Raw genomic sequence first — 13,986 nt, 5'->3', positions numbered from 1 at the left:
TTGGATGAAATATTATTTAACAGATACTGTTTTAGCGTATTGCATAAAATAAGACTCAAATCGTTTTAAAATAGGGTCCATTTTTTCTGAATATAATACATATTGGCATTTATGAATACTTTGTGTAATTGCCATTAATGCTGCATAGGCAGTTTTTTCAACTAAAAACTCAGCATCATCTATACTCAAAATCTTTAATTGTGTGGTATTTACACCTTCTAATAAAAGTAATTTATTCATGGTTTTAGGCGTAGCAATAAGCACGTCAACACCTTCAAAAATTTCTGATTTTAACAACTCTATGTGTTCTCTATCATCACAAGCATAGACACGTAAAGCATCGTATTTACTAAGTTTTATAAATTCATCATGCAATGCAAGTGCTTTTTCAGAATTTTCTACTAGAACCAATGCCCTTGGAGCAGAACCAACTTCTTGGCACTTTAATTTATGCAAGGTAGTAAGTACTAGTGTAGTCGTTTTTCCACTGTTTGCTGGAGCTGTACAATAAATATTTGCACCACTTTTAATAACAGGTATACTTTTACTTTGAAATGGAGTAGGAGTTGTTATTTCTAGAGATTCTAAGATCTCTTTTATATCAGCATGTAATTTTTTAAAAGGCATATCTAAAAAAAGGTAAATGTTTGTTGTAAAAATAAAAGCAAATATACAATTTAATTGACGTACTCATTTCTTTTGAGGACTCGATTTTATAGGAACATTGAACAGAAATTTACACCAAACAATTCCCTCCGATTTTTCGGCTTTGAGTAAAAGAATTGGTAGTACCAGAATTTAGGATTGAAACTGCCTTAGAAATACATTTATCAGAATAATAGATAAAATAAAAATACTTAAAAAGGCTCAATTAAATAGGTTGCTTTAAGCGTATGTATTCTTCTTCTTTTTTAAACTCAGATAAGACCTATTTTAATGATTTTTTGGAGGTTTAAAAAGAGGATATATGTGTGTAAATATTTTAAGAAAAAAATATCATAATTACTTAGGTTATAAAGAACTAATTCAATTGTTTTGCAGATTCAAAACTTTAGAATAAATGGATAATTTAATAACCTTTGCAATAACTGTTTTTACAGGCTTTTTTGCAATAACCAACCCGATCTCTAACATGACGGTTTTTGTGTCTTTAACGAGAGGTTTGGACAAAGAAACGAAAAGAGACATTAACAAACGAAGTAATATTATTGCTTTTGTAATTGTAACTGTTTTTGTGCTTTTAGGTAAATATATTTTTGAATTGTTTAATATAAGTGTCCCTGCATTTAAGATTACAGGAGGTATTTTAATATTTTACATTGGATTTGAAATGCTACAATCTAAAAAATCTGATGTAAAAAACATTAAAAATGTAGATGTTGATGAAGATATTGCGGTGTCTCCATTGGCAATTCCTATTTTGGCAGGTCCAGGAACCATTGTAACTGCCATGAACTTTGTGGCAAATGTACAAACCATACACATCATTTTAGTGATTGTGATCTTCGGAACCATGAGTTTAATTACTTTTTATACGTTTAGATTGAGTGATTTAATCGTAAAAGTAGTGGGGAATAACGTAATTTCTGTGATTGGTAAAATAATGGGTTTAATCATTGCCATTATTGGTACAGGTATGGTAATTACAGGTATTAAAATTTCTTTTGATTTGATAACCACATAATTTTAAAGTAAATTTTTTAGTTTAAACTTTATGTCTGAAGGTTTCAAGATAATCTTAAATAAAAAAAGCCAGTTAGTAGTTTTACTAACTGGCTTTTACTTTTTAAAAAGAATGCTTATTTCTTTACAATTTTCATGGTCGTATTTAATTCAGCAACGTGTAAGACATAAACTCCTGAATGCAACCTAGCCATATTGTCTAAAGTTACTTTACCAGTTGATAGATCCATTTTTTTACTAAAAACAACAGCACCTAACATATCTATAATTTTTACGGTAGCCATTGTTATATTCGTTGATGTATTTAGTTGTAAATGTAATGTATCATCAAAAGGAATAGGAAACGTTTTAACCGTATTTACTGCATTATCGTAAACACTTAAAACAGTTCCTTTATTTCCTGGTGAACCTATAGCTGCTTCATTTGCATCATTTACTACGGTTGCATTGGCAAAATAAGGTGCTATATTAATTTCACTAAATCCAGCTTTTTCAACATCATACGATTGTCCTGGGTTAGAAGCCGTATCCGGATAGGTTTCAAAATCAACGATTGTTCCAACCGTAGTTGGTTCTCCAATCCATAAAGTTACAGCATCTCCACCGCCAGATAAACCAGCACCAGCATAGGTTCCTATTTGAACATCCGAAATAGCATAAACTCCGCCCCAAACTGATATATAATTATCTGTGTCTGAAGCATCAACTGCAATTACAGATTCTCCTGGTTGAATAGAAGAAATCCCAGAAATTAAAACTGCAGATGCAGGATCTTGAGAATCATCATCAAAATAAAGTCCACCTAATTCTGGTGTCCAAGGTAATGGTCCATTATTCGTTATTTCAAACCAATCTGCAGTAAGATTATCACCCTCGCCGTTCCCTGGCCAGATTTCTGTAATATTTAAAACAGGTCCAACAAGTTTGTTGTAAGAATTCGGTGTATTAATTGCTTCACCTTCTACAGGAGTTCCTGTAAATCCGTCAAAACCTTCACCATTATAATCATTTCTTACCCAATCGCTTGTACTATCTGTGTCTACACCATTTGGAATACGAGAAGCACCACCAACTTGATTTTCATTCCCATCAAAACCAGGAACTAAATCTAAAGCATAGACTAAATCACCGGTTTGTCCTTCCGAACTAGCAATACCATCTACAACTGCAGACCAATAAGTGGTATCAATTGTTCCATCGTCATTGGTGTCTATATCACCTCCAAGTGTCCCACTATAATCCTTCACTAATAAAAATGTTGTTGCTCCATTTTCAAGAGTATTTTCTTGAAAAGGACTGGTCCAATACCCATTTTCATCCGTAGTACCTACGGTAAAAGTTGCATCATCAATTAAACCGGTATTTCCGCTATCTCCTTCAATTTCTACAATCGTATAATTTGAATAATCCGTATAAGGATCTCCATAAATTTCTATAAATTCTCGTGTATCTGTTCCAGAATGATCGATTACAAACTCGTTTATTACAGGGGTTTTAATAAATGGTGTGCCAACAGTTCCCAAAGTAACTACATCACTTCTAAATTTTTTCCATTGATCTCGTAAGCCTTTATTTTCTTCACCATCATTATAAATAACAGTTGCACCTAAATCTACCAATAATTTTACAGTATCTGTATCACCATCTGCTCCTAAAAAGGTTGAATTTGGCAACGAAACCAAACCTTCAAAAGAACCGTTTGCATTTAATGCTGTTAAATCTGCATTTCTTAGTTCTGGTTGATCAGCCTCATTTCCGGTCCAAGTATATAATTTAAAATCTGTTTTTGTTCCGAAAGGACCACCGATTAAAATACATCCGTTTTCGTTACATTCCATACTTCTTAAACTTCTACCAGCTAAATCTAATAAAATAGGTGTTCCGAAAGTTGCAGAACCAGAAGGCATACCTGGTAAACTGGTAAAATTAGTTACAGGTATTACAATGGCTTTGTTTTCTACAGTAGAACTACGCAACCCTAAATAAGCAGTGGTTGTGCTGTTTGGTGCAAGTGCCAATGCTTCAACTTCTAAAACAGTACTTAATTGGAAATAGTTAGCGCCTAATCCATGTAGATTATTCTCATCCCAGTTTAATAAATCTTCTTGTAAATTGTTGTATTTATCATTGTATGATAAGTTTGAGGCAGCTCCGGTTCCTGATAAAGTAGTAGTAAAAATCACCGATCTATCAGCTTCTGCTGTAGAACCAATCCAATAAATAGTATCATCTAATCTAAAAGAACCTTCTAAATCTGCTTCTTTGGTTGAACTTAAAAAACTATTAAAATCGATTTCTTTTACAGGTAAACCTGATTGATTTGCGTTGTATAAACGAATCGTTTGATCTTCATCATCACCAATCCAAATATAATCATCATCTATCGCAATTCCTGTAGAACCGTCTGCAGAACCAGTATGAAAACGACTTGTACTTGGTGTAATAGAAGCTGCTGAAGCTGCATAATTAATGGTATATGTTGCAGCATTTTCTTCTGTATCTTTAACAGTAATTGTTATCGTTGAAAAGCCAAAAGTACTCGGTATAATTTTTAATAATCTTTCTCCACTAGTACCTGTAAGAACTAAGTTCGCGTTAGAAACAACCGCTTCATTACTACTATTTATAGAAACAGTTAAATCTGATAATGCTGTATTAGAGTCTGAAATTAAAAAAGGAATACCAATAGTGCTTGCAGGATCGGTAGCATCATTTACAACACCACTAACAAAGCCAGCATTTGTTTCAGAAACATCTAAAAACGACGTTAAATTAGCCGTATCTACAACGATATTTATAGTAGAAGCAGCTACTTTTTCTAAGTTACCAGGAGATCCTATTGCAGATTCACCTTCATTATTTACCGCTGTAGCTGCAGGTACAAACGGCCCTTCTCCAAGAACACTGAAACTTCCTTTGGTAACATCGTAAGACTGACCAGAATTTGTTGCTGTATCTGGATATGCTTCAGAATCTACTCTTGTACTATTATCCGTTGGAGTAGTGGTGCTTACAAATAAATTAACTGTATCTCCTCCGCCACCTAACCCTTTTCCGTCATGCGTAGCAATCTGAACATTGGTTAGGTTGTAAACGCTTTCCCAAACAGCAATAAACTGTGTAGAATTTTCATCTTTTATAGCAATAATAGATTCTCCTGGTTGTATTATGGTAACACTATTTAATAATACAGCATCGTCTACATAGTCAATTTCATCTCTGTCATCTACATAATAATGGTTTTCTTCGGCAGAAGTCCATGCGCCAGAACCTGTATTTGTTATTTCAAACCAATCACCAGTAAGATTATCACCTTTTCCGTTACCAGACCATATTTCTGTAATTTGTAAATTAGGTGCTGTAGAACCTGTATTTCCTGGAGATGCAATGGCAGATTCACCTTCATCATTTACTGCTGTAGCAACCGGAACATATGGTGCTTCACCAATAACACTAAAAGCGCCTTTAGTAACATCGTAAGACTGACCAGGATTTGCTTCTGTATCTGGATACGCTGCAGAATCCACTCTTGTGCTATTATCCGTAGGAACGGTTGCACTGATAAATAAATTAACAACATCACCACCTTTCCCTAATCCTTTTCCGTCGTGTGTTCCTATTTGAACATCTGTTAAATCATAAACGTCATCCCAGACCGATGTAAATTCTGTAATATCTTCATCTTTAATAGCAATAATAGATTCTCCTGGCTTAATAACAGCAATACCGTTTATGAGTACAGCGTCATCTATATAATCAATTTCATCTCTATCATCAATAAAATAAAGGTCTCCCATGGCAGGAGTCCATGCTTCTGAGCCTGTATTTGTTATTTCAAACCAATCACCAGTAAGATTACTCCCCTTACTATTACCGGACCATATTTCTGTTATTTTTAAGGTTGTTTGTGAATAACCAACAAAATAGCTAAATAAGGCTGCAGTTAAAATTGTAATTTTTTTATACATATTTTCTCTTTTAGAATAGCTACAATATTAACCTTACATCGTTAAAATAATTGAAACTTATTATTACATATTGGTTAATTAAATAACGGATATGTAAATAAATTGTTTATTTTGAAATCATTTTTTTAATTGTAATTAGTTAATTTTAAGTGCTTATAAAAGAAGTAAACTGTATTCTTTTGGCATTCCTATAGAAGTTTTTTTATTCTTGACTCTTTATACTTATTTATAGCAGAAACCTTTCTTTTTTTTTTATCAATGATAAAAAAAGGTCTTTTAATTAAAACTAATTTTAAACATTCGATTTCTTAAAAAAATAAGTAATTAATTTAATAATCGTGATATCTTTGAACTTAATATAATGATTTGCAACTTTTACAGTTGTAATTATAAATAAAGAACCAAATAAATAGAGTAAAAATATGACAGGAAGTTTACTTTTTGTAGCAATTATATTGTTAGCAGGAGCAATTATTTGCGTGTCTATTGCCAAACGATTGGGCTTAAGTTCTGTTTTAGGCTATTTGATTGCAGGTGTAGTAATTGGACCTTATATGCTAGGAGTTATTGGGGAAGAAGGACAAGATATTATGCATATTTCTGAGTTTGGAGTTGTAATAATGTTGTTTTTAATTGGTCTCGAAATTGAACCAAAGAATTTTTGGGAGATGCGAAAAACCATTTTAGGCATGGGAGGTATACAAGTTTCTCTAACTATGTTGTTGTCTTATTATCTCTTTACTTCTTTTGATTATGAGTCTAAAGTTGCCTTGGTATTATCTATGGCAGTCGCACTTTCTTCTACTGCAATTGTACTACAAACGATAAAAGAAAAAGGATTGATGCATACCACTTCGGGGGCTTCTGCTTTTTCAATTTTACTATTTCAGGATATCGTTGTTATTTTTATGATTGGTTCTATTCCGTTAATGGCGAGTTCTAATTCAAAGATGCCTGCAGATACTCATGGCGGTCATGCAAACTTATTAGATGGTTTGCCAATGGAATTGCAAACACTTGCCATTATTGCATCTGTAGTTTTTATTATTATAGCAGGTCGTTATTTAATTGTACCTATGCTGCGTAAAGTTGTAAAATCTGGAGTTAGAGAACTCTTAATTGCAGCTGCTTTTTTAATTGTATTCGGAATTTCCTTTGTAATGGAATACGTTGGCTTGAGTCCGGCATTGGGAGCATTTTTAGGAGGTGTAGTACTATCTAACAGTGAGTTTAAACACGAGCTAGAAAGTACTTTAGAGCCCTTTAAAAACTTAATGTTAGGGTTGTTTTTTATAGCTGTTGGAGCTTCGATTAACTTTATTGTAATTCAAAACAATCCTTTTACTATTGGAGGTATTTTACTTGCCGTTATTTTTATTAAAGCCATTGTTTTATTTATAGTAGGACTTGTTTTTAAATTAAAAATAGATCAAAATTTATTGTTGACTTTTAATTTGTCACAAGTAGGGGAGTTTGCTTTTGTATTGTTGTCATTTGCTTTTCAATCTAGTATTTTAGAGCAAGAACAATTAGATATTATGCTTGTAGTTACCGCCTTAACCATGGGGATTACACCTATTGCAAGTATGATTAACGAACGCTTAATTCTTCCTAGAATAGGTACAAAAGAGTCTATAAAAAGACCAATGGACGAACACACTAAATCTGAAAAAATTATATTAGTTGGTTTTGGACAATTTGGTAGTACTGTAGGTCGTTTTTTAAAATCTCATGATATAGAAACCACAATTTTAGATCACGATTCTAATCGTGTAGATTATCTTAGAAAATTAGGTTTTGAAGTGTATTATGGTGATGCAACACGTATGGGATTGTTAGAGTCTGCAGGTATTGCAGAAGCAAAAATTTTAATTTGTGCAGTAGACAACCCAGATGCTGCACATCAAATAAGCAAACAGGTTAAGAAAAAATATCCTCATGTAGAATTAATGGTTCGAGCAAGAAACAGATATGATGCTTATGAGTTGGTTAATTTAGGAATTGAAAATATTTATCGTGAAACATTAGATACTTCCTTAACCTTGGCTTGTGATGTTTTAACTAAAGTTGGTTTCGAAAAAGAAACATTAAAAAACCAAGTAGCAAAATTTATTAAGTACGACGAAGAAAGTATAAGGCGTTTGGCGGCTGAACCAAAAGGAGACGATGATTATATATTTAAAAAACGTGAAGAGTATAAACAACAAGTAGCATCTCTTAAAGAAGATTTTAAAAGAGATAAACAACAAACTTAAACTTATTGTTTATTATAGGTTGTTTAGTTTATTTAAAGACAGTTGTTTATGTTTTTATTTAAACATGATGTTCTAGCAAGTTATATTGATAAAATAACTTCCTGTTAATGTAAAACTACATAACGTAAAAGAAAATATTAGTCCTGCTTCGGTAGGACTTTTTTGTAACTGGATTCTAATAGAAAGTAGTAAATTACTTCAGTTTTCAAGGTTTACTTCAATCTTTAAGTCCATTAATAGAAGATTATCTACGTAGTAAAAAGGTGCTTAAAGTTATTGAAAATTATCTTTATCAATGATAAAAAAGAAGAAGTTAATGGCGTTTAATAAAACGGAAGAAGACAAAAAAATGGTTGTCTAAAAGAAAGTTTTACATCAATCTGAAGCTAGTTCAGTATAACATGATTTAAAACTTTTTAGACAACCACTTGTACTTAAATAGTAATACTTTTATTTACTAGAACCACTAAATTTATAAGTAACTCCAAAGTTTAATCCGAAAGAAGAATAAGGTACTTTTTGAGATAATTTTTTAGAACCATCAGTATTGCTGTGAGGTAATTCATCTACATACGTAGTTTCCTTATAAAAACCATCAGGTAAGTTATCTAAATTGAAATTAGCAACGACTGTACCATCAGGTAAAGCAACATCTGTATTGAATTCTTTTAATTCAGAATCTTTTCTTTTTAAACTAATTCCGTAATATTCTGCTTCTACAAAAAGAGAAAAATGTTCATTCAAATCAAATGAATATCCCAATGCACCTACAAAACCTAAAGGAAATTGTCCGTGAAAGTCTTCTATATAATTAGTTTCAGAATAAGAACCATTAGGTAAGCCTTGAGGCGATGGATTATCATCGGTATAGAATACTTTATTATAAACAACTGCTTCTGTTTTACCACCAACTTTTATCAAAGCACCAATACGCCCGTAAAAGTTCTCTGTAAAATTATATACCATAGAAGCAGAGGCTCCAAATGCACGAGCTCTTGCAACTGCATTTACTTCTGCAACTGTTGGTATAGATGTTTTGTTAATTGTTTGGTCTGCACCATGTAAATATCCTAAACCTAATTCTAATCCAAATTTTTCATTTAAAAAGTACGTTCCTCTTATTTGAACATTTGAACCTTCTCCGTAACTACCATAATTATTTTCGGTACTAGTTGTAGTTGTTGTGGTTCCTGTAAGCATTCCTGCACTACTCATTGCGTATCCTGTGCTTGCAGATACTTGAAATTGTGCGAAAGAAGCTGTACTAACTAAAATTGCTGCTACTGCTGTAATTAATTGTTTCATAATATATAATTTTTGAATTATTTATAAAAAGATAAAAATTTTAGGGATTCTAATATCTCACATAAATGCAACTAATTTACAAAAACTTAGAGATCATTATTGTACACCTTAAATTAAAATCGAAGGCAAATATACTTTTTTTTTGATAAGGTTGATGAACCTAACTAAAGGTAAAAAAATCCATCGAATTATTTCGTTTTAAAGTAAAAATATTACTTCTTAATTCTTAGGTATATTCGTTAAAAAGCTGATAATATGGGTGTTTAATTCCCGTTTTGGTGTGTAAATGAAAATCTAAAGTATTTAATTCTGAAATAATAGTTTAAATCTACTGTTACACTAGTCTAAAATCAATTTCCCTAATTTATTGTTTCCAGATAACCAAGCCGTATTTTTATCTACAAACTGAATTGCATAATACGCTTCTTTACTGACTTCTACCCAACTAAGACCTCCATTATTAGAGAACGAAATACCTGTTTTACCAACAGCAAAAACCTCTTTTCCGTTGGTTTTAGGCACATACTGTACACAGCTTTTGTAGTTAGGGTTTTGTCCGTCTGCAACTAAAGTCCAAGTGAGTCCGCCATCATTTGTTATGGCTTTATTTGCTTTGTTTTCTATAGGTTTTGAGTAGTCACCACCAATTGCAATTCCGTTATTTTTATCAGTAAAATCAATAGAATAAATACCTTGTGGTCCATTTCCTTGTACAATTGGTGTATCATAAACTTGCCAAGTATTTCCATAATCATCAGACTTTAAAATACGAGCTTTTTTTCCTCCGGACGCAATCCACACCGAGCTTCCAATCGTTTTTATATTGGTGTTACTTGCCGCAAAAAACGCTTCACCTTTTTCAAATTCAGGTAAATTAGCACACGGAATTTTAGACCATGTATCTCCACCATCCGAAGTCAAAAGGATAGATGCGCAATTTTCTGTAGGATCTCCAACTGCAATTCCATGTTGGTTATCATCAAAAAACTGTAAAGCATCGTAAAAAACTTTCTCGTGGTTTTCTGTATATTTTAAAGTTGCTTTTCCATCTGAAAGATGATATAATAAAGCAGGATTACTAATACTTAAGGCAAAAACAGCTTTGTTATTAGAAGCAATACTTCTAAAGTTAGGTCTAATAGAATCTTGATATTTTACTTCTAAAACCCTTGTTGTCAACATAGAATCTTCGCTATCTGAAAAGAAACCAATGTCTCCATTAGAACCTGCATATATAACTTCATGCTTATTGACAACCTGAATTGCACGAATGCTAACGCTGTCTATTTTAAACTCTTTTACGGTAATAGCATTGATTTCTCTAGGTTGATAATTGACTGCACAAGACGTCAAACCTAGGAAACCAAAAATAAATATGATTATTCTCTTCATTTTTGATACTTTTATAGCACTAAAATATAACAAATCATTTTTAGATAATGAAAAAAGCATTGGTAATTTCAGGAGGAGGAAGTAAAGGGGCATTTGCAGGCGGAGTTGCGCAATACTTAATGAAAAAAGAAAAAAAAGATTACGATATATATATTGGTACTTCTACGGGAAGTTTAATGGTTTCTCACTTAGCTCTTGGAAAATTAGATGAACTAAAAAAATTATACACGAATGTAAATCAAAAAACTATTTTCAGTAATAATCCTTTTAAAATTAAAAAAGTAGCTGGAGAAAAAGTGGTTACTATTCGACATTTAAATACCTTTTGGAACTTTTTAAACGGAAGAAAAACTTTTGGAGAAAGTAAAAACTTACGGACTTTAATTAAGAAAAAAATTACCAAAGAAATATATAATGAGATTAGAGAAAACAATAAAGAGGTTGTTGTAACAGTTTCTAATTTAACAGCCAATCAAATTGAATATAAATCTATTAACGATTGTACGTATGACGATTTTTGTGATTGGATTTGGGGGTCTTGCAACTATGTGCCTTTTATGAGTTTGTTAGAAAAAAATAATTGTCAGTATGCAGACGGTGGTTTTGGGTCTTTAGTACCTATTAGAGAAGCAATTTTACGTGGTGCCACAGAAATTGATGCTATTATCTTAGAAACAGAAGTGACTCAGTTTAATAAGTTGCCTGCTACAAACCCGTTTTCTTTATTGTTTGATGTGTTCGATTTTATGTTGGCACACGTAGAAAGACACAATATTACCATTGGTAAATTAGCTGCTACTAATAAAAACATTAAACTCAACTTGTATTATACTCCAACGGTTTTAACTACAAATTCTTTAGTTTTTGATGAAACTTTAATGCGTAAATGGTGGAAATCTGGTTATAAATATGCAAAGTCTAAGAGAGAAGAATTAATGAGTGAATTTAGACCCGATGTTTTAACAGATCAAGAAATAGAAGAAGGTTTAGACGATTTAGAGGACTTAAATTTGTAAGTTAATTAGTTTTTTTTGCCTTCAGATATAACGGTTACGATATTTCATTGATTATCGCACTTATATTAATCATTCGCTAGCGCGAGCGTCTCGCTCATGAAACAACAAATAAAGTATAACAAACGATTTTCGTTACGGTTGTTCGAGTCATTTATAGAAATTGTATTTTTTCTAATAGTGTGTTTATATTATGTAGGCACGAGCGAGACACTCTCGCCAGCGTATGGTACTTAAATTTGTAAGTTAATTAGTTTATTTTTTTACGCCTTCAGATATAACGGTTATGACACTTCATCAATAATCGCACTTATATTAATCATTCGCTAGCGCGAGCGGATAAGCTTAGTTAAATTTTCAAAAATAAAACTTAACGATTGAGCGTATATTTCTTTCGCTAGCGCGAGCGTCTCGCTCGTGAAACAACAAATAAAACACAACAAACGATTTATACAACGTTTGTTTGTGTCATTTATAGTGATTGTGTTTTTTCTAAAATAGTATGTTTATATTGTGTGGGCACGAGCAGGACACTCGCGCCAGCTGATAAGCTTAGTTCGATTTTCAAAAATAAAACTTAACGATTGAGCGTATATTTCTTTAGCTAACGCAAGCGTCCCGCTCGTGAAACAACAAATAAAGTACAACAAACGATTTACCAACGTTTGTTTGAATCATTTATAGTGGTTATATTTTTTCTAAAATAGTATGTTTATATTGTGTGAGCTCGAGCGGGACACTCGCGCCAGCGGATAAGGTTAGTTCGATTTTCAAAAAATAAAACTTAACGATTGAGCGTGTATTTCTTTCGCTAACGCAAGCGTCCCGCTCGTGAAACAACAAATAAAGTACAACAAACGATTTTCGTAACGCTTGTTTGAATCATTTATAGTGATTGTGTTTTTTCTAAAATAGTATGTTTATATTGTGTGGGCACGAGCAGGACACTCGCGCCAGCGGATAAGCTTAGTTAAATTTTCAAAAATAAAACTTAACGATTGAGCGTGTATTTCTTTCGCTAGCGCAAGCGTCCCGCTCGTGAAACAACAAATAAAGTACAACAAACGATTTACCAACGTTTGTTTGAATCATTTATAGTGGTTATATTTTTTCTAAAATAGTATGTTTATATTGTGTGGGCACGAGCGGGACGTTTGCGCCAGCGGATAAGGTTAGTTCGATTTTCAAAAATAAAACTTAACGATTGAGCGTATATTTCTTTAGCTAACGCAAGCGTCCCGCTCGTGAAACAACAAATAAAGTACAACAAACGATTTACCAACGTTTGTTTGAATCATTTATAGTGATTGTGTTTTTTCTAAAATAGTATGTTTATATTGTGTGGGCGTGGGCACGAGCGGGACGCTAACGCCAGCAGATAAACATAATAAACTTTATATATGAGCAGAAAATATAAATTTGGAGAAAAATCAGGAGCTTATTTTATCAGTTTTGCTACGGTAAATTGGATAGATGTATTTACAAGAGATGCTTATTTTTGGTGTATTATAGAATCTTTAGATTATTGCAGAAAGCATAAGGGAATGGAAATTTACGGATATTGTATAATGCCAAGTCACATACATTTAATTTTTCGTTCTGCATTAAATGATCCCTCTGGATTAATTAGAGATTTTAAAGGTTTTACTTCAAAAAAAATGTTGAAAGCGATTGAAGAGAATCCGCAAGAAAGCAGAAAAGAATGGATGCTTTGGATGTTTGAACGTGCTGGAAAAAAGAATAGTAATGTTACCAATAAACAATTTTGGCAACAACACAATCAACCAATTGAAATTTGGTCTTTAAAGGTATTTGAGCAAAAACTAAAATATATTCATAATAATCCTTTAGAAACCGGATTTGTAACTGATCCAATAGATTGGAAATATAGCAGCGCTAGAAATTATGGTAATGATGATTCTACGATTTTAGAGATAGATTTGAATTAGATTATTGTGATGATAAGAGGCACGAGCGAGGCGCTCTCGCTAGCTTGAATATATGTTATTATTGATTGAAATTGTTTGTAGAATTACTTGTTGGAAGCAATTAGTTTTCTACAAGTCAATAATATTTATTTTAAACTAGAAACTCATAATTACTGTCCGTTAACGCGAGCGTTCCGCTCGTGACACAATAATAAGAAGTCAACAAGCAATTTATAAAAAGCAAACATCAGATATTTTAATGATTAGCTTTTTAATAAAATAACACGTTATGTGTATAGACACGAGCGAGACGCTCGCGCTAACTTAAATGCATGTTATTATTGATTAAAACTATTTATAGAATCTACTAATTGGCTACACTCTGTTTTTCAATATCAATTATACTCATTTTAAGCTAGAAGCTAATATCATTATCTGCTGC

The 13,986-nt window shown here is 32.3% G+C and carries 8 protein-coding genes; 4 read left to right on the top strand and 4 right to left on the bottom strand.

The window, feature by feature from the left end; genetic code table 11:
• Positions 1 to 12: 12 nt before the first annotated feature.
• A complete protein-coding gene (locus H0I28_RS04925) occupies positions 13 to 627 on the bottom strand; it encodes a DEAD/DEAH box helicase (RefSeq protein WP_218760757.1) in 615 nt (204 codons plus the stop codon).
• 433 nt (positions 628 to 1,060) lie between these two features.
• Here H0I28_RS04925 and H0I28_RS04920 point away from each other — a divergent pair, with 433 nt between their 5' ends.
• Positions 1,061 to 1,684: a MarC family protein gene (locus H0I28_RS04920; RefSeq protein ID WP_218730451.1), complete on the top strand. Its 624-nt coding sequence runs from the start codon at positions 1,061 to 1,063 to the stop codon at positions 1,682 to 1,684.
• Positions 1,685 to 1,799: 115 nt separating this feature from the next.
• On the opposite strand, the gene H0I28_RS04915 is transcribed toward H0I28_RS04920, so the two are convergent.
• The gene (locus H0I28_RS04915) at positions 1,800 to 5,651 is read right to left on the bottom strand and encodes a T9SS type A sorting domain-containing protein (protein ID WP_218760756.1); all 3,852 of its coding nucleotides are present in this window, start codon (positions 5,649 to 5,651) and stop codon (positions 1,800 to 1,802) included.
• A gap of 422 nt (positions 5,652 to 6,073) precedes the next feature.
• On the opposite strand from H0I28_RS04915, the gene H0I28_RS04910 reads away from it, so the two are divergent.
• Entirely contained in the window at positions 6,074 to 7,906 is a 1,833-nt protein-coding gene (locus H0I28_RS04910; protein ID WP_218760755.1) for a cation:proton antiporter, read from the top strand.
• A 450-nt stretch (positions 7,907 to 8,356) separates the two neighbouring features.
• On the opposite strand, the gene H0I28_RS04905 is transcribed toward H0I28_RS04910, so the two are convergent.
• Positions 8,357 to 9,211 (bottom strand): outer membrane beta-barrel protein, encoded by an 855-nt coding sequence (locus H0I28_RS04905; RefSeq protein ID WP_218760754.1) that lies wholly within the window; start codon positions 9,209 to 9,211, stop codon positions 8,357 to 8,359.
• A 339-nt stretch (positions 9,212 to 9,550) separates the two neighbouring features.
• The gene (locus tag H0I28_RS04900; protein ID WP_218760753.1) at positions 9,551 to 10,603 is read right to left on the bottom strand and encodes an oxidoreductase; all 1,053 of its coding nucleotides are present in this window, start codon (positions 10,601 to 10,603) and stop codon (positions 9,551 to 9,553) included.
• A 47-nt stretch (positions 10,604 to 10,650) separates the two neighbouring features.
• Between H0I28_RS04900 and H0I28_RS04895 the strand changes: the two genes are divergently transcribed.
• Positions 10,651 to 11,619: a patatin family protein gene (locus tag H0I28_RS04895; protein WP_218730446.1), complete on the top strand. Its 969-nt coding sequence runs from the start codon at positions 10,651 to 10,653 to the stop codon at positions 11,617 to 11,619.
• Between the two features lie 1,397 nt (positions 11,620 to 13,016).
• Entirely contained in the window at positions 13,017 to 13,565 is a 549-nt protein-coding gene (locus H0I28_RS04890; RefSeq protein WP_218760752.1) for a transposase, read from the top strand.
• The last annotated feature ends 421 nt before the right edge of the window (positions 13,566 to 13,986 follow it).

This window comes from Polaribacter sp. AHE13PA, assembly GCF_019278505.1.
GTDB lineage: Bacteria > Bacteroidota > Bacteroidia > Flavobacteriales > Flavobacteriaceae > Polaribacter.
This window is presented reverse-complemented; position numbering and strand designations above follow the sequence as displayed.